This window comes from Carboxylicivirga agarovorans, from assembly GCF_050589845.1.
GTDB classification, from domain to species: Bacteria; Bacteroidota; Bacteroidia; order Bacteroidales; family Marinilabiliaceae; genus Carboxylicivirga; species Carboxylicivirga agarovorans.
Window position 1 is genome coordinate 1 of sequence record NZ_JBNGPA010000051.1, and the last position, 18,214, is coordinate 18,214.

Annotated in this window: 18 protein-coding genes; 10 read left to right on the plus strand and 8 right to left on the minus strand. The window is 36.8% G+C overall.

Annotated elements, in window-relative coordinates; translation table 11 throughout:
- The first annotated feature begins 154 nt into the window (after nt 1-154).
- The 3 genes from ACRD69_RS24010 to ACRD69_RS24020 all read left to right on the plus strand — a co-directional run bounded on the left by ACRD69_RS24010 (nt 155) and on the right by ACRD69_RS24020 (nt 2,789).
- A complete protein-coding gene (locus tag ACRD69_RS24010; protein WP_430815181.1) occupies nt 155-454 on the plus strand; it encodes a hypothetical protein in 300 nt (99 codons plus the stop codon).
- A 370-nt stretch (nt 455-824) separates the two neighbouring features.
- On the plus strand, nt 825-1,334 hold the full coding sequence (locus tag ACRD69_RS24015; RefSeq protein ID WP_430815180.1) for a hypothetical protein: 510 nt from the start codon (nt 825-827) through the stop codon (nt 1,332-1,334).
- 3 nt (nt 1,335-1,337) lie between these two features.
- Complete coding sequence (locus ACRD69_RS24020) at nt 1,338-2,789, plus strand: DNA adenine methylase (protein WP_430815179.1); 1,452 nt, start codon at nt 1,338-1,340, stop codon at nt 2,787-2,789.
- A gap of 81 nt (nt 2,790-2,870) precedes the next feature.
- Here the strand turns inward: ACRD69_RS24020 and ACRD69_RS24025 are convergent, their stop codons facing one another.
- Both ACRD69_RS24025 and ACRD69_RS24030 read right to left on the minus strand, forming a co-directional pair.
- Entirely contained in the window at nt 2,871-3,155 is a 285-nt protein-coding gene (locus tag ACRD69_RS24025) for a hypothetical protein (RefSeq protein ID WP_430815178.1), read from the minus strand.
- 243 nt (nt 3,156-3,398) lie between these two features.
- Nucleotides 3,399-4,592: a recombinase family protein gene (locus tag ACRD69_RS24030; protein WP_430815177.1), complete on the minus strand. Its 1,194-nt coding sequence runs from the start codon at nt 4,590-4,592 to the stop codon at nt 3,399-3,401.
- A 155-nt stretch (nt 4,593-4,747) separates the two neighbouring features.
- On the opposite strand from ACRD69_RS24030, the gene ACRD69_RS24035 reads away from it, so the two are divergent.
- From ACRD69_RS24035 to ACRD69_RS24050, 4 genes are all read left to right on the plus strand, one after another.
- On the plus strand, nt 4,748-4,909 hold the full coding sequence (locus ACRD69_RS24035; protein WP_430815176.1) for a hypothetical protein: 162 nt from the start codon (nt 4,748-4,750) through the stop codon (nt 4,907-4,909).
- 81 nt (nt 4,910-4,990) lie between these two features.
- A complete protein-coding gene (locus tag ACRD69_RS24040; RefSeq protein ID WP_430815175.1) occupies nt 4,991-6,556 on the plus strand; it encodes a tetratricopeptide repeat protein in 1,566 nt (521 codons plus the stop codon).
- Between the two features lie 80 nt (nt 6,557-6,636).
- Nucleotides 6,637-8,328 (plus strand): SulP family inorganic anion transporter, encoded by a 1,692-nt coding sequence (locus ACRD69_RS24045; RefSeq protein ID WP_430815174.1) that lies wholly within the window; start codon nt 6,637-6,639, stop codon nt 8,326-8,328.
- A 25-nt stretch (nt 8,329-8,353) separates the two neighbouring features.
- Entirely contained in the window at nt 8,354-8,785 is a 432-nt protein-coding gene (locus ACRD69_RS24050; protein ID WP_430815173.1) for an OsmC family protein, read from the plus strand.
- 112 nt (nt 8,786-8,897) lie between these two features.
- Here ACRD69_RS24050 and ACRD69_RS24055 read toward each other — a convergent pair whose 3' ends face one another.
- The 5 genes from ACRD69_RS24055 to ACRD69_RS24075 all read right to left on the minus strand — a co-directional run bounded on the left by ACRD69_RS24055 (nt 8,898) and on the right by ACRD69_RS24075 (nt 15,378).
- Complete coding sequence (locus ACRD69_RS24055; RefSeq protein ID WP_430815172.1) at nt 8,898-9,767, minus strand: NADPH-dependent 7-cyano-7-deazaguanine reductase QueF; 870 nt, start codon at nt 9,765-9,767, stop codon at nt 8,898-8,900.
- A 118-nt stretch (nt 9,768-9,885) separates the two neighbouring features.
- A complete protein-coding gene (locus ACRD69_RS24060; RefSeq protein WP_430815171.1) occupies nt 9,886-10,743 on the minus strand; it encodes a 7-carboxy-7-deazaguanine synthase QueE in 858 nt (285 codons plus the stop codon).
- Nucleotides 10,744-10,761: 18 nt separating this feature from the next.
- The gene (gene queC, locus ACRD69_RS24065) at nt 10,762-11,427 is read right to left on the minus strand and encodes a 7-cyano-7-deazaguanine synthase QueC (protein WP_430815170.1); all 666 of its coding nucleotides are present in this window, start codon (nt 11,425-11,427) and stop codon (nt 10,762-10,764) included.
- A gap of 204 nt (nt 11,428-11,631) precedes the next feature.
- Complete coding sequence (locus ACRD69_RS24070; protein ID WP_430815169.1) at nt 11,632-12,807, minus strand: PP2C family protein-serine/threonine phosphatase; 1,176 nt, start codon at nt 12,805-12,807, stop codon at nt 11,632-11,634.
- 126 nt (nt 12,808-12,933) lie between these two features.
- Complete coding sequence (locus ACRD69_RS24075; protein WP_430815168.1) at nt 12,934-15,378, minus strand: TonB-dependent receptor; 2,445 nt, start codon at nt 15,376-15,378, stop codon at nt 12,934-12,936.
- A gap of 182 nt (nt 15,379-15,560) precedes the next feature.
- Here ACRD69_RS24075 and ACRD69_RS24080 point away from each other — a divergent pair, with 182 nt between their 5' ends.
- Nucleotides 15,561-15,728 (plus strand): hypothetical protein, encoded by a 168-nt coding sequence (locus ACRD69_RS24080; RefSeq protein ID WP_430815167.1) that lies wholly within the window; start codon nt 15,561-15,563, stop codon nt 15,726-15,728.
- Here the strand turns inward: ACRD69_RS24080 and ACRD69_RS24085 are convergent.
- On the minus strand, nt 15,718-16,320 hold the full coding sequence (locus tag ACRD69_RS24085) for a Fic/DOC family protein (RefSeq protein WP_430815166.1): 603 nt from the start codon (nt 16,318-16,320) through the stop codon (nt 15,718-15,720). The genes ACRD69_RS24080 and ACRD69_RS24085 overlap by 11 nt on opposite strands.
- A gap of 425 nt (nt 16,321-16,745) precedes the next feature.
- On the opposite strand from ACRD69_RS24085, the gene ACRD69_RS24090 reads away from it, so the two are divergent.
- Both ACRD69_RS24090 and ACRD69_RS24095 read left to right on the plus strand, forming a co-directional pair.
- The gene (locus ACRD69_RS24090) at nt 16,746-17,699 is read left to right on the plus strand and encodes an NAD(P)-dependent oxidoreductase (RefSeq protein ID WP_430815165.1); all 954 of its coding nucleotides are present in this window, start codon (nt 16,746-16,748) and stop codon (nt 17,697-17,699) included.
- 54 nt (nt 17,700-17,753) lie between these two features.
- Complete coding sequence (locus ACRD69_RS24095) at nt 17,754-18,164, plus strand: secondary thiamine-phosphate synthase enzyme YjbQ (protein WP_430815164.1); 411 nt, start codon at nt 17,754-17,756, stop codon at nt 18,162-18,164.
- Nucleotides 18,165-18,214 lie beyond the last annotated feature (50 nt).

The window sequence follows — 18,214 nt, forward strand, 5'->3', positions numbered from 1 at the left end:
GGTGAATAACACCTACATCTACCTCATTTAAAGAGCAATCAATTATGGTTGCTCTTTTTTTTTGATTTTTTTTTAAACTTTTATCAAAACTCATCCTACAAATAGGACCGTTGGGTATTATAAGTAATAAATGAATAATTAAATTTTAAATAATATGAAAGAAAAAGCATTAAAAAAAATGAAGAAAGAAAAAGCATTAAATAATTTCTATATAGAGGTGGATAAACAAAGAAAAAAATTCGGTGATATTAATGAAATAGAATTATGCGCAAAATGTCTATCATCTGATGTTGTTGTTATCTACAATGGTGTACATATTGCACCGAATGAAGGTGATAAGGTTGTAAGAGTTAGTAATTACGTAGATAGTTTTTGTAATAAATGTAATTTTCCTGGCACGAAAATTTTTAAAAGTAATGAAGAATTTGAAGATTATTTGGATGATGAATTTTAGAATAAAGTATACAACTAATTCATTTACAAAGAGCAATCAATTATGGTTGCTCTTTTTTTTATCCTAATATCACCTAGTTAACATATGCACATTATAGATTATATTGATGTAGACAGATGTGTTATTTCCTTTAGATTGTCAAATTTCCAATAAAAATAATTTTGGATTTTTTTAAATATCTTAAATGTACTGTAATACAGACCTTTAAAGAATATAAATTAATTTTAAAAAGACTTGCGTAGTATTCAAAATTTGTGTATATGCAAAATTTTTACTACTTTTGCCCTCTCAAAATTTTGAAACACGAATTTAGCATATGTCAAACGTGATATTGTTAAATTAAATTATTAACCATTTAAATTTATAAAGTATGGAATTTGGAGTAGGAAAATTTACACTCAATAAAATAAAAGAAGATGCAAATAGTGGATTGAATCACTACCGATTATATGACAGGTTAAATGACACAAACTTAACTATTGCAGCAAATAATTATAATGAAGCAGTTGAAATTGCAGCAGAACATGAATACATGTTGGATATTACTTTAAAAGATGAAGTAATTATTGAGGAATGTGAATATAAAGATACAAGATATGATGTGAATATTCCTTATATAGATACTAATGGTAGATATGACAACTATATAATTGCCCGTCTATATAAGGGGATGAAAGAAAATGAATACCCTGATATTGATTCATGGGTCAATGACTTAACAAGATGTAATAATTTAAGATACTATCCTTTAACTTGGAATAAATCTATTGTGATTGAAGATAAAGAAATTGCAAGGCTGTATAAGATTTATAATAGAAAAATGAAAATCAATAAAATAAATGAAATAATTATCATTAATAACCAATTAAAAAATAATTAGTAAATGAATTTAGAGCAAGCAATTAAAGAAACAGTAGAAGGTATTGTGAATGATAAAGTAGCAACCTTACAAACAGAATTAGAAGCAAAGAATGATGAGAATAAAAAGATGCACGAATTACTATTAAATGTATGTGCAACTATTACAACATCATTATCACCATCACCTGCTACTACAAAAAGCGATGAAAAAGAAGTATCTTCATTAAAGAAAGAGGTATCAACATTAAAAAAGCAACTTGAAAAAAGTGAAAAAAAGTACATCACTTTAAAGGAAAAGAATGATGAAAAGATTGATACTATCAATGAATTGCATGATAAATTAGCTTCTACAAAAGAAAGTGATGATTACACTAAAAAGCAGGTAATTAGCTATTTTGGTAATAAAAGATACCTATTAGATTTTATTGGTGATGAAGTACAGAACATCATGAAAGAAGAAGGTATTGAAAAAGTTAAAATACTTGATGGCTTTTCAGGTTCAGGTGTTGTTGCAAGGATTTTAAAGCAATATGCAAGTGAATTACACACAAATGATATTGAACCATATTCACATGTAATTAATAGCTGTTATTTGGCTAACAAATCTGATGTTGATTTGGATAAAATAAAAGAAATCAACCAGTACTTAAACGATAATAAGTTAGCAGGTGATGGTGGTATTTTAAGCGATATGTACGCCCCAAAAGATGATACCAACATTCAGAAGGGTGAACGTGTTTTCTTTTCGAATAAAAACGCTAAAATCATTGATAACATACGTGGTATGATTGACCATGTAGATAAAGATATTCAACCATTTTTATTAGGCCCATTATTCTATTCAGCTTGCAACCATGCAAATACTAATGGTGGTTTTGCTTCTCACTTTAAAGCCGATGGTATAGGTGCATTTGGTGGTAAAAATCCTTCGAAGTATCACAAGAATAGACCATTGAAAGAAATTACGTTACCACTTCCATTATTTTCTGAATATGAGTGTGATGTAATTAATCACAATGAAGATTGTAATGAACTGGTAAAAGGTTTGAAAGGTTTGGATATAGCATACTTTGATATACCATATTGCAAAACTCAATACGGGTCCTATTACCATATGTTGAATACTATTAACACCAACATCAAACCAACTAATATAAATGTGATTTCGGGCAAACCTAAAGATTATTACAGGTCAAAATATGCAAGTAAATTACATTTTAAGAAAACACTTGATGATTTGATTAAAAACACTGATTCTAAGTACATTCTATTGTCATTCAATGATGATGATAAAAACAGTGTTCAGGACGTGCAACAGATATTATCTAAATATGGTGAAGTATCAATTAAAAGTACGTCTGTTCGTAGATTTTCAACAAAATCATCTACAGTATCTAAAAAGAAGAAGGTGAATGAATTACTTTTTGTTTTGAAGAAAGAAAATGATGCAGTATCAATTAAAAAAGCTGCTTAAATTATGGTAAGATGAAAAAGCTAAGATTATGGAATTAATGAAGCCTGATAAGTTCAATTAACGCTATCAGGCTTTTTTTAATTATTTAGCTTCAATTTTTAAAAATTCCTTTATCGGTGTAATTAGATAACCTTCTGTTATATCACCATCAATTACTTCTTCTATGTCATCAAATTCGGGTAATTGAGCAACACCATTTATTTGTTCCTTATCGCCCTTAAAGAATGTATTAAACATCTGCACATTAGGTTTTTCACCTTTAACATCAATTATATGGTAAACATGGTCAATGATTAATTTACTTCGATTACCAATAAATAATTCATAGGTATCACCATCAATTGTACTAATATTGACTTTATACACAACTTCATGACCATGTGTGTAGTACTTTTCAAATACACCTAAATAGTTTCTATCAACTTTCTGAATAACAATATTATCTAATTGAGTTTGACAAAAATGCTTGAAATTATTTATATCCTTAATATTCGTGATTTTACCACTTTCTTTTAATGCATTGATTTGTAAATCAATTTCTTTTATTCTTTCATTGTAAAGAATTAGATTATCATAATACCTTTTTTCATCATTCTTTATTTCATCAACCTATTCATCGTATTTTTTTTCAGTTAATCGCTTTTTGATAAATAATTTAGCTGCTCTATCTAACTGTTCATCTATATCATTTAGGTCATTATTAGTATTAGGAATTAGTATATCTTCAATGTTCTTTTTTTCAACCGAAAGTACATTAATCCTATCTTCAATATCAGTGTTTTTCTTAGCGTTTAATTCAAAGTAGGTTAGGATAGCATTATTTAATATGTTGTAATCAACTGTAAGCAGGTAGTTACATGCTTTTTTACCTTGTTGGATACGCCTATGACATCCATATGATAATTTACCACCACGTGGATATACAATAATAACACTACCACATCTACATTTAAGTTTAGAAACTAATGGATTAGTATTTTTAACTACTCTTTTACCAACCCTATTTTTCGATTTTCGTAAATCGTTTGCTTTTTCCCATTTTTTAGAATCAACGATAGCAGGTATTGAATATTCTTCACCTCTTACAACTCTTACCCCTTTGTATTGTGGATTTTTAATCATTTGCATAATCACATTAGGTATAAATTCACCACCTAATCTTGCTTTTTTACCCTTTCGGTTAAGGTGTTTAGCTATATTTAATTGCCCTAATCCGCTGATATAGAGGTCAAATACTTCATTCACAATTAATGATTCTGATTCATCCACTTGATAGAATGAATCTACAACCTTGTAACCATATGGTACAAATTTACCTCCTAAGTGCTTGTTTTTTGCTGCGCTTCTTGAAATTGAAGTGTTTACACGATGTTGTATTTTTCTTCTTTCAGCGGCTGCGAATTGAGCATATAAAGAAATTATCATTGTAGCACCTTCATCTACATTACCATTATCATCAAAGTAGCTACATTCAGGATTTACAAAGTGTATGTTGATGGGGTTTGACCTTTCCGTATAGAAGGTGATATTATTGTGTATATCATCTTGTCTACGGCCCAATCTACTAACTTCATCGAATACAACGTGTAAATTATTACCCTTATAATCATTTACAAATTTCAATAGCTTTTTATAACCAGTTCTTTCATGGGTTAGCACATTACCACTGATTTCATCCGAAAAAATTAAGTTATCATCTAATAATAGACCTTTTCTTTCACAGAAATTCTTAATTGGTTCAACTTGTCTTAATAAATCCTGTTTGTTCGTGGTTGACGTTCTGATATAGGCGATTGTTTTCATACTTCTGATTTGAAGTAAAGATATAAAGATTAACTATAGATGACACATACACGCTTGGTGGTTACCCAGGTAAATATGATAACCTGGTAAAGGGAACGATTTATACAAATCCACCTAAGCTTTTCATTAGCGGACATTCTCATATCTTAAAAGTTATGTACGATAAGAAACTTGACCTGCTCCATTTAAATCCAGGAGCTTGTGGAATATCTGGTTTTCATGCTGTGCGCACTGCATTGCGCTTTGCAATTGATGGTAATGCGATTAAAGATATGGAGGTCATTGAACTCGGGCCCAAAAAAATTAGTAATGATTGATGGTATATTTGATGAAATAACTGGCGAGTATTAACGATATATTGTTAACTTTGAGTTAATCAGAATCTTTAATATCCCAGTATGAGAACCATCTTTATCGCCGTTTTATGGGTGTTCACCCTTGTGTGGACACACTCGCAAGAAAAATTGTCTTTAAATTTTAATTCGTCCTTTGAAGAGGCTGCTTTTACCAACTTAAGCGATTCTGCAAATGTTGACTACCTCCATTTGTTAATGGCCATTACGCCCAGATCTGATGAATTAACGCAGGTCAATGCACAACTGCAGATCGATAATTTTATAAAGACACTTGATCCAAAGAAACTTCAGCACCCCAAGCACGACAAAGTTATAAAGTACCTGTTTAAATCCGTTCACAATAACTTTTTTAGACGATACGATGAGAAAGCTTTCTTTTCCGATATTTTTATAGCGGGTCTGTATAACTGCGTGTCGGCATCGGCGTTGTATGCACTTATATTTAATGAGTTGAATATCCCCTATGAGATAAAGGAGCTGCCAACCCATGTTTATTTAGTGGTGTATCCCGATGCTGAGCGAATTAAGGTTGAAACCACTGATCCTTTGCGAGGATATCTAAATCCTGATACACGTTTTAAGCGTGAGTATGTTGAGTTTTTAAAGGATAATAAACTGATATCTGATTTTGAATACCGCAGTAGTACAGTTGATAAATTGTTTGGTGCTCATTATTATAATGCAACATCGGTTGAACTGGAGGTGCTCGCTGCTTTTCAATATTATAATGAGGGTATATTTTTACTGCAAAACAGCAACAATGAAAGAGCGCTGGAGTATTTCAAAAAATCCTACCAGATACATCCCGATCCACGAACGAAATATTTTTCTGTTTTATTAATGGAAGAATACCTGGCCCTTCATAAATTTAATGATATCGATGATGTAGAAGTGTTTATCGATTTATATAAGGTTTTGCCTGAGAAGTATAATAAACACAATGTAGCCAATGATTTTAAGTACTTTTCAGGTAAGTATTTATTTGAGGAAAACGATGTGAATGCCTATGATGAGGTATATACCTTGTTTTCAACAAACCTGAAGGATACTGTTGTAACAAATGAAATTTCATTCTGGTATCACTTATATAAAGGGGAGGCCTTTGCTGTTAAGAGAAAAATGGATAAAGCGTTCAGACAATTCTGTCTGGCGCATAAATACAATCCGGGCAGCTTGTATCTTCAGGAGGATTTAAATAACTGTGCCAAGGCGAGGGTATTTAGCAATGTTAGTTTTGTGCCACAAAGTATTGAGTTGCGGCTTAATGAGCTGGATTATCTGCGAAAAGAATTTACCTTTCTGAATACACATCCTGAATTTGTATCAAGTTATCTGCTGATGTGCGGAAATCTCGTTAATGCTTACCTTGGTAATAACCAGTTAAGCAAGGCCGTTGAGTTCATGGGTGGGGTTGAAAGCGAATTTGATTTAAAGGAATACCATGACATCAAACGACAGTGGGCTTTGCATTACAGAGCGGTTGCTGTGTATTATGAATTTTCAAGGCGAAATAAGCGGATGGCCGAAAAATATTATGTGAAAGCTAACAAGCTCGATCCTACCAATATGGAAATAAGACAGGATCTTAGACGCTTTGGTTTTATTTAAAGAATAAAGATAAATTCATGTAGTAATGAACGTATGTTCAAAAATACTCTTACTTTTGTGAGCTGAATGACTCACACACTATGAATTTTATCTTTAAACCCAAGTTTTTTAGTCTTTTAAAAACTGGTATTTCCAGGCGTCAACTAGGTAATGATGTCCTTGCCGGTATTGTAGTAGGAATTGTTGCTTTGCCCCTGGCTATTGCATTTGCCGTAGCATCGGGCGTTTCTCCGGAAAGGGGGTTGATAACTGCTGTTATTGCAGGTTTTATAATATCGTTTTTGGGTGGAAGCCGGGTTCAGATAGGTGGACCCACAGGTGCTTTTATAGTCATTGTTTATGGAGTAGTACAGCAATACGGTTTGGAAGGACTGGTTATTTCAACCATATTGGCTGGTCTTATTTTAATTGCTTTCGGCTTGTTGCGACTGGGTAGTCTGCTTAAGTATTTTCCTCAACCATTGGTTGTAGGCTTTACCAGTGGTATAGCCCTGGTTATTTTCTCTACACAGATCAAAGATGGTTTAGGTCTTTCTATTGATTCTGTTCCGGCGGGTTTTACAGAAAAGTGGTTAACGTATATCTCATCTCTGAATACGGTTAATTACTACGCCATATTACTTACTATACTGACCATATTGATCAGTCTTAACTTTAAATATATAAGCTCCAGGGTGCCAGGCTCTTTTGTGGCAATTGTTTGTATTACACCACTCGTTGTTATATTTGATATACCTGTGGCGACCATCGAAACCTATTTCGGTAACATTCCCAATACCATAAGCTGGTCCCTGCCCCGGATAGATCTGGCCAATATACATATCTATTTTGCACCCGCCTTAACCATTGCTCTCCTGGGAGGTATTGAATCCTTGCTTTCGGCTGTTGTTGCTGATGGTATGACAGGAGGAAAGCATCGTTCCAATACCGAATTGATTGCACAGGGTATTGCCAACCTTGTAACTCCTTTTTTCGGCGGAATACCGGCAACAGGTGCCATAGCACGTACTGCGACAAATATTAAAAACGGTGGGCGTACACCCGTGGCAGGCATTGTCCATGCACTAAGTTTGTTGTTGATAATGCTGTTCTTAGGAGCCTGGGCAAAGTTAATACCAATGGCCTGCCTGGCAGGTATTTTAATGGTAGTAGCTTATGACATGAGCGAATGGCGTTCTTTTATTGCTGTTCTCAAGGGCTCTTTTTTCGATAGCCTTATTCTGCTTATCACATTTGTACTGACGGTTTTTGTCGACCTTACTGTTGCCATTGAAATAGGAGTTGTATTATCTGCCGTTTTGTTTATGAAACGAATGGCCGATATCAACAATAAGCGGATCGATAATGTGATTGATACAGACCTTCTTGAAGATTATTCAGCGTTGCCTGAAGGAGTTGGGGTATATGAAATAAGCGGGCCATTATTTTTTGCTTCTGCGCGCATGTACTCAGAGCGTATCAGGGAGCTGGGCGGAACATCTAAGGTATTGATAATACGTATGAGACATGTGTCATTTGTTGATCAAACAGGTGCTTATAACCTAAAGGCTGCATTGTCTATTCTGAAAAAATACGGAGTGGCTATCATTCTGTCGGGAGTGAATAGTACAGTTCAAAATGACCTGGACAAGAATGGAGTCATGGATGTCATAGATCCAAAATATATATGCGATTCATTTGAACAGGCCTTAAAACTGGCAAATGAAATTACAGCAAAAAATGGCTTGCCGGAAGAGTTTTCTGGCGGACTTGCCATTAGTACAGGGAAATAATTTTTACAATTAAATATTAAAGAAAATGGCTATATCAACATTAAAAGTGGGAGCTGAGATGAAAGAGGGCTTCCGAACAGAAGTTTCATGTTCACATAACTTTGTAATTGACCAACCAAAGCCCGCTGGGACAGATGAAGGTCCTAATCCAATGGAAATTTTCCTGGCGTCTTTACCGGCATGTATCTGTGCCATCGGTCGTATTATTGCCAATCAGCGCCGTCTGCCGGTAAGAGGTATATCAGTTAAGCTTGAAGGTGATATTGATAAGAATTTTCTTTTGGGCAAAACAGAAGAGGGGCGCGCAGGTTTTGTTGAGATCAGAACCTATGTTGAGATAGATGCAGATATGTCAAAGGAAGAAAAGGAAGCGTTTTTGCACGATGTTGAGAAGCGATGTCCAATAGCAGATAACATGACCAATACAAGTGCCATTAAAGCGGTTTTAGTAGAGTAGAAACCCGGCAGATCTTTATCCTGAGTTTAATATTGAATTGTGACCTCTGGTCACTTATTAGTCCGCTAAGCCATATGTGTGCTTAGCGGTTTTTATTTAGCAGTAGTCTGTCTTACTGTCTTAATAACTTCTCTGATAAAACGGATGGGTTTGTCAGAGCAAGAGGTAATAAGTGTGTGTGACTAGCCCTTACAGGGCAAATGTCAATGCCACCACGACGTGTATAGATGCAGCTTACCGCCAGTTCATCCGGGCTAAAACTATCCCAGAGTCGTTTGAAGATCATCTCACATATCTCCTCGTGAAAATGATTTTCATTACGGATGGAAACAAGGTATTTTAAAAGGGCTGTTTCATCGGGTAATGATGCACCTTTTATATGAATATAACAGCTGCCCCAATCCGGTTGATTGGTGATCTTGCAATTACTGCGTAACAGGTGAGAGGCTATTTTCAGTTCACCGGCCTTGTTGGCTGATATTAACAGTTCAGGTGCTTCGTTATAGTGAGTGAATTGGATAGAATCACTATCTGTTGCATCTTCCAGTACTGTGAAGTCAGAAAAATCAAAGGTGGCAGCGTGTTTGTCGTGTTTAAAAAAGCCTGTCTCCACGACCGTTTCCAGCACTTGACTCAGGTCTTTATTAATGATCGTCAGTACTTCTCTTAATCCCTCTTCAGCAGTGTTGCCAAAGCGATGCATATTGAAAGAATTCAAATACAGCTTTAATGATTTACTCTCTACGATGGCTTTGTTGGTGGCTGGGTAAACTACCTTCAATAAACCGGTGACTGGTAATCCTTTTTTAGTCAGAAAACTTAATTCATAAGCATGCCATACATCCAATCCGATAAAAGGCAGGTTCTTATCGTTTAGTTGATATTGTTCACGGTTGAAATGACGTGGTACAGCCACCAGCATTTCAGGGGCATATTGCTGCGGATATTCGACTTGTTTTCCTAAGAATTTTCCTTCAATCATATGTGAAATGATTAGTTATTACTGATGCTGCCTTTAACCGTTTTTATACTATAGTTAAAACCTCTGCTGGTTAGTTATACAGCACTTGCTTCTGAACGCTTGCTTCTGGCTTCCAATCCTACACTCCTGATTTTGAGCCAAAAAGCTCAATGTGGACCCGCGGACTAAAGCGCCAGCCATTGGCAATGGCCATCTCCAAAACCAAAGGAGATGATTTTGCTATTTCTTCCTGTGTTGCTCCCAGTGGCATAAGCAATATGTCATTAGCGTTCCAGCTGCTAAGTGCTTCCAGAAAATCAGATTTAATTTCTTTGTAGTCAGATGACTTGCCCACTACAAACTTTAACTGCAACTCTTTATCAGACTCATTTACCAGATCTATATACGATTGAAGAGCACTTGTGTTAAGACGCTTTTGTGCATGAAACTTATAGGGCCCCGATTCTTTCAGGCCATAAGCAGCTAATTTTTCAGGATGTGGCTCAGAGTTACTGAGTTTTGGTGAAATGCTGAATAAGTCAATCCATTCAGCAACACCGGCATCATATAAGGAGCCGTTTGACTCTAAAGTGATATGTACATTCAACTCTTCCTTAAGCTTCTGACAAAGTTGTACCAGGGCTCTTTTTTGCAAAAGTGGTTCACCCCCGGTGATTACAACATGTCTGACACTGCCCAGGTTATGTTTTACCCAGTTATAAACATCATTAACCTCCAGTTCAATAATTTCATCAGGATGAAAAGAGGCATAAGTTGTATCGCAACGGCAATAACTACCGTCTTCCATTTGCCAGATACAGCGTAGGTTACAGCTTGATAAACGAATAAAAAGTGAAGGGACTCCTGCCAACTTACCTTCCCCCTGTATGGTTCCAGGCATTTGTAAACCTGTTTTGGGTTCGTTGTTAATTGCATGACCCTTGTGATCCTTCACAACAGGAAAAACACCCTCTTTGGCTAATACCAACTTCTCCATTTCAACTTCTCTCTATTATTATAATGATGTGTCCACAACGCCTGCCTCAGCAAAAGCTTTAGCTCTTAACAAACAGCTGTCGCATGTGCCGCAAGGTTTCTCACCTCCGCGATAGCAGCTCCATGTTAATCCAAAATCAACGCCTAATTCTACACCCAGTTGTATTTCTTCAGCTTTTGTTTTATTGACAAAGGGAGCATGGATTTTAATTGGTAGATTCTTTTCGGCACCCATCACCGTACCCAGGTTGATGGTCTTCTCCATACTGTCAATAAACTCCTGTCGGCAGTCCACATAACCAGAGTAATCTACCTGGCTGACACCGATAAAAATATCCTGAGCTCCAATAGCTTCAGCTAATGATGCGGCAACAGATAAAAATACCATGTTTCGGGCAGGGACATAAGTAACAGGAATATCATTGCGTGTTACATCTCCGTCTTCAACCTCCATGCTTGAATCGGTTAATGACGATCCACCCCATTTATCCAATTTAAGGGTAACAACCTGGTGATTGGCTACCTTTGTTTGTTTGGCTATGGCTTTGGCTGCTTCCAGTTCACGATTATGACGCTGGCCATAATCAAAAGATATGGCGTGAAGTTCAAATCCTTCGCTTTTAGCAAGGTGCAAGGCAACGGCAGAATCCAGGCCTCCAGATAATAATACGACAGCTTTTTTCATTGTATCAATGATTAGACAGCTGCAATCAAGGCTTAAACAAAATGGAGTGTACTGATACAGGAATCCGTATCAGCAGATATTAAATGCTATTAATCTCCTAGTTTTGTTTAATGACAGGATGGTTGCGAACTGTCAGTGATTAAACACGGCGCAAAGATAAGTAAAAAGAAATGAATTCTAAACGCGTAAAATATAAATAGGTAATTATAGTCTTAGTCCCATGACCAGAACATCATCAATCTGATCATTGATGCCTTTCCATACATCGAAGAAATTGTTGTATATATCACCTTGTTCTGTCATTGTGTAGTGGTGGTTCTCTAATAGCAAATTACGAAAGCCCTTTTGCATAAGCTTTTTGTCATTGGGGCCGCCAAATTGTGACGGGAAACCATCTGAATACAGGTAAATACAATCATTACTTTCGTATGAAATTACATGGTTGGTGTAAGGATTGTTAGTCTCACCGATGGAAACAGGCATATGATCCGCCTGGTAAATCTTCATTTCATTATTGCGCACTAAAAGCATGTCATTAAAAGCACCTGCAAATTCAATTTCCTTTTTAGCTTTATCAATGGAAATAATGCTAATGTCCATGCCGTCTTTAACTTCACTGTCTTCATCTTGTCTTAGTGATTCAATGACAATGCGGCGTAATTCATTAATAATCTCAGCCGGCTGTGTAAATTTGTTTTTTCCAACTATCTCGTGCAGGTAGGCAACGCCAAACATGCTCATGAATGCACCGGGAACCCCATGTCCTGTGCAATCGGCTGCCACTATTATTAATTTATCACCGGCCTGCTCAACCCAGTAAAAATCACCGCTGACTATGTCACGGGGTTTAAGCATCACAAAATACTCAGGCAGCAATTTGTCAAGCAGCTCCTTTGAAGGTAGACTGGCTGTCTGAATCTTTTGCGCATACTCAATACTATCGGTCAGTTTTTTATTGACGGTTTTTATTTTATTGATCAGGCGTTGATTTTGATCACGTGCCATTTTAATGGAAAGCTGAGTCTTGACACGAGCTTTTAATTCCATAATATTGAAAGGCTTTGTGATGTAATCAATGGCTCCGGCTTCAAAGCCTTTTAAAACGCTCTCAGAGTCGTTTTGCCCCGTTATGAAAATGATCGGTATATCCTTAGAAAGATCATTGCTCTTAAGTATTTTACAAACCTGGTAGCCATCCATTCCCGGCATCACTATGTCTAATAATATGAGGTCCGGCTTGTTTCTTGAGAATGCAATTTCCATTGCTTCATCCCCATTACTGGCCGTAACAGTGTTGTAGCGCGATAGAGCTTCCTGAAGAATTTCCAGATTAACTGCTGAATCATCTACCAATAATATGGTCGGGTCGAGCTGAGTCATTAAAATACCTAATAAATGTAACTATTGGTTTAATTACGTAAAAAATGAGTTAAAGTTGTATTTTATTACAATTACTACTCATATGCCTAGGCCTGAGTTGATAAGATTTTCAAGTTACTCTTTTCTTTAAAAAAATGCAGTTAGTTTAAGGTTTAAACGTCGTGATGTAAGGTAATTCGGAACCGCATACTGACGGTTATGTATGTCTCTTACCCAAAAATACGAGATGGTATTGTTGATGTCAAACAAATTAAAGACCTCAAGACCAATCCAGCAATCTTTGACGAGTGTATTGTTTTTATTGAGCCACTTTGTTAAATCTTTAGAAAATCCAATATCAACACGTCTGTAGGCCGGCATTCGGTGTGTTGCCATATAGCGTGGCGACTGTGGTGGTCCGAATGGTAAACCCGACGCATATAAAAAGTTAAGGTTAACTCTAAAGCTCGGATTGTTCGGCAGGTAGTCCTGAAAGAATAGGGAAAACGAAAAGCGTTGGTCCGATGGACGAGGTATATATCCGGGATATATGATCGTTTCATTGCCCTCTTCATCTGTTTCAATGTAATAATCATCAAGAATATCCTCTTCTGTCTTCATAAGTGACAGGTTAGCCCATGACTCAACACCAGGAACAAATTCACCATGCAGTTTAAAGTCAATACCGGTGGCATATCCCTTAGCATTGTTTTCACCCGCATAACGCACCCTTACATTGTCAACCTGGTAGGGATTCAGATCTGTCAGGTGTTTGTAATACGCTTCACTGGTAAACTTAAACTGACGATCCATAGCCTCGAAGATCCGGTCTATTCCGGCAACAAACTGAACGGATTTTTGTGCCTTTATATTTTCATTGATACTACCATCCGGTCGTCTCATTTCCCGGTAAAAAGGGCTTTGGTAATAAATACCTCCAGCCAGTCGATAGCGTGTTGTTTTAGTTATATCTGGATAAAACAAAAAGTTAATACGCGGGCTGATGAGAAACTCATCATTAAAGTCCCAGTAGTTCGTTCTGATACCGGCATTGACAAGAATAAAACCATTGTTAGTGTTGATGCGGAATTCATCCTGCAGGTATGCGGTAACCCGGTTGCTCGATGTTTCGGCATCGGCATTGTAAGAGTAAACAAACTTCACTTCCTTATCGGAGTAAGGGAGAGAGTATCCTGCCGAATCACGCATCTCCCATTCGTTGATGTAATCTTTAAAATACTCGTGCTGATATTTAACCTGCCACGAAAGGAGGTGTTTATTAAGTTGATGTTTACCCTGTAATGCCATGTTTTGAATAACACCCAATAGGTCATTACGTGCATGTTCAATGTTGGTGCCTACACCAATATTCTGAATGCCGTCCTCTTGCGGGTTAGGAGTTGAGCCATCCAGGTTTTCAATGTTTTGTAACCAGTATTGACCTTGTATATCATAGGTCTCTTCTTCATAGGTCCTGTAACCCATGGCTGTAAGCTTGTACTGATTGTTACTATTAGGCATAAACTTCAAGGAGATGGCTCCCAGGCCGGTTTGAAATAAATCCTTTTCCTGGCCTTCAAAGTAGATTTTAAGCTTTTTAGCTTCGTTGATCGTTCCGAATGATGTTTCCCGGTCAACCGGTTCAAAACTGTAATTATTCTGTGAGTAATAACCCAGTGCTTCAAGTGACCATTTTTCTGAGAGTTGGTAGGTCAAAAAGGTTTGAACATCAAAAAAGCTGGGGTTGTAATCTCCACTCACATCAAGCGTACCCAGAAGATATTGATTGGTTTTATAACGCACCCCTGTGATGGCTGTAAATTTGTTGTTTTTTGATTTTCCCTCAATATGACCAGATGCTCCTAAGAGACTGGCACTCACACTTCCGCTTAATTCCGTCGGTTTTTTATATCTGACATCAAGTACCGATGACATTTTATCACCATACTGGGCTTCAAAACCTCCCGGTGAAAACTTAATTGAAGAAATGAGGTTGGGGTTAATGAAGCTGAGACCTTCCTGCTGACCTGAGCGAATTAAAAAAGGCCGATAGATTTCAATGTCATTAACATACACAAGGTTTTCATCGTAATTACCACCGCGCACCCGATATTGTGAGCTTAGCTCGTTATTGGATGAAACGCCCATCTGGCTTTTAACAAGGCCTTCAATATTGCCACCGCCGGCATCGGGTAGTCGGTTGGTTAACTTAGGGTCTATCTTATTAAATGATTGATCGGTGATTCGTCCTTCAACATCTACCTGGCCAATACTTTCTTCTTTTTGTGAAAGTTCAACAAGCAGGTTTTTGCTCTGCTGCTCATTCCTGATCTCAATTGTTTTAGTGCGGTATCCAATTGATGAAACCTGGATCTCAAATGGCAGGGGTTGAGAAGTTCTGAACGAGAAGCGCCCTTTTTCATCGCTTACACCACCCTCGCTGCCATTAACAACAGTAATATTAGCGAATGGGATTGTTTTTTTAAGACTGTCTTTTACAGTACCTTCGATTAAAATTCTCTCCTGGGCAACTGAATGCCATCCAAGGCATAAGAGAATAATGGTGTATAATAGATTTAAATTGCTTTTCACGATATTGAGCTGCTGTTTTAGCTTAGTTAATTGAATGTTGATGATTATTCAGGCACTTTAAATGTGCCAAATAATGCACGTAAAAATAGAAAGGAATTATGTATCTGAAAAATTCAATGTAAATACTAAAAACCTTTTGTTAAGAGTAAACGAAAACAATTGATTTTTCGTATCTTTAAGCTATGGAGACTAAGATAATTGATAACCATCCTACCCTTAAAAACAGTGATGAGCGATTCCAAAAAATTCTACAATCTTTGGTTGATTCATTTCAAATAGAAGGGATACATTTTTCCGACGAAGAATTAAAAACGATTGTGGGGAGAGTAGAGGAGGAAATTAAAAAATAGCAGTAATAATTTCTGTCATGGGCTGATAGTTGTGATCTGCAGCAGCCTGTACTGCAATGATGTACTCTTTAAACTGTCGCTGGGTTATTTTGTAGAATCCTAAAAAATCATAGCCTTGCTTTACAGCCATCATGTTTGCCAAAACTCTGGCGACCCGTCCATTAGCTTCTCTGAAAGGATGAATAAACAGCAGTTCAGCATGTACTTTCGCAATGTCTTTGATTAATTCTGTTTTATTATTGTAATAATTAGGAAGCTGAAACATGATGTTTTCATCAAAATCATGACATATCCGCGGTAAAAATTTGGCTGTTGGAAACAGGAACCCGCCTTTTGTCATATTAACAGTCCTGAACTGACCGGCAAAGTCATAAAGTGTCTTTAATGAAAGATGATGTATCCGCTTGATATACGAAAAATCAAAATGAGTTTGTGTTGTTAATTCTTCAAGAAGTTGATACTGGGCTTTTAAAAAGCCTTCAAATTCAACTTTGTGAATGGCTTCAATGCTTGAAATTCCCAATAAATTAGGAAGAACATCATGCTGGCCATTATCGCCCGGTATATCATATTTTGAATGTAGATACGGCATTAACACAAAAAATATAAAAGTTGGGTTAGTCAAATTAGCCTTAAAAAAAACAATTGGCAAGTGATAAGTTGGGTTCGAGATTAAATTTTATACCTCAGAACACTGATAAATAGAAAATTCTGAATGAAAAGCATGATGTGATAGTGGTTTGTTTCGACCTGTTCGTTTGTTGTAATGTGCTGTTTATAAGTGGTATTTCCTATTGCTTTTCTGAAAAACTGATTGACTTCGTTGTATTTTATAGCATTGGAACACGACTCTGTAAAAATTATGACTTATTGATCAATTTCCAGCTTCGCTCAGAGGCATGTAGTTAAAATGCATTCTATTCTATATTTGGTATAAAAGTCATATTGGCTTTGATTAAGAATGATTTTATCTTTACAAACCTCATATGGTATAACATCGAATAAAAAAACGTTTCAATGAATAAAGTACTGATCATGTTGGCTGTTCCGCGTCAGCAGTTTGAAGAAATACTTCCCGGCTGGGAAATTATCTATCCTGAAGATGAATCATTTACTCGTGAAGAGTTGATCGATAAGGTTGCAGATGTTGATGCGATTGTGACTGTTTATGGAAATAAACTAAGTAATGATGTAATTGACGCAGCACCTGGTTTGAAGATTATAGCCAATTTTGGTGCAGGCTATGATAATATAGACATGGAGCATGTTACACGAAAAGGAATTGTGGTCACCAATAGTCCCGATCCGGTAACAGAACCGACAGCTGAATTAGCCATGGGGTTAATGATTGGTACTGCGCGACGAATGGGTGAGATGAATAATATTCTTAAAAACAAAGAAGAGTTGAAGTGGGGTGTAATGCGCAACCTGAGTACAACACTGGTTGGAAAACAACTGGGTATTATTGGGATGGGAGCTATTGGGAAAGCTTTGGCACGACGAGCCGTAGCATCAGGTATGTCAGTGGTGTATCACAATAGAAACAAGGTGAGTGCTGATGATGAAAAACGCTTGAATGCCCGCTATGTTTCCCAGAAGGAGTTACTCAAGACATCTGACGTTGTTTCGCTAAATATGCCTTTAACCGCTCAAACAAAAGGACTTATTGGAAAAGAACAATTTCAGTTAATGAAGCCCGAAGCTTTCCTGATCAACACGGCTCGTGGACCTGTGGTGGATGAACAGGCGCTGGTTCTGGCGCTGCAGAATGGTGTTATTGCTGGTGCCGGACTTGATGTGTTTGATAACGAGCCAACTATTCCCGATGCCTTACGGGAAATGCCTAATGTGTTTTTAATGCCACATCTGGGCACGGCTACCCATGAAACACGTGGTGAGATGTCAGCTCTTGTGGCAGAAAATATTAAAGCCTTCTTTGAAGGAAAGGTTCCTCCTAATCAGGTGAGCTGATATATTGTTAGTGATGGAAGATAAAATTGTTACATTGCCTAAAGTATTGATATAGTGATTGAACAGATTGAGGTGAGGCTTCGGGAGTATGGTCGTGGTTTTCATTTGATAACAAATGAAGTTTTGTCGGCCATACCGCAATTACCAGAAACAGGCCTGTTAAATGTTTTTATTAAACATTCTTCGGCTGGCTTGTCCTTAAATGAAAATGCAGATTATACTGTACGTGAGGATTTTGAAACGGTCTTCAATAAGCTTGTGCCTGAGGATGATCCTGATTATAAGCATACTCTGGAGGGGTCTGATGATATGCCGGCGCATATTAAATCATCATTGCTTGGAGCGTCACTTACAATTCCCATATCAAACGGACGGTTGAACTTAGGTATCTGGCAAGGTATTTATCTTTGTGAATTCAGGAATTATGGGGGCTCTCGGAGCCTTGTGCTTACACTTTATTATTAAGAATGGTTACAAATTGTAACCGTTGATAAATGTCATTAGTAGAGGGTTTA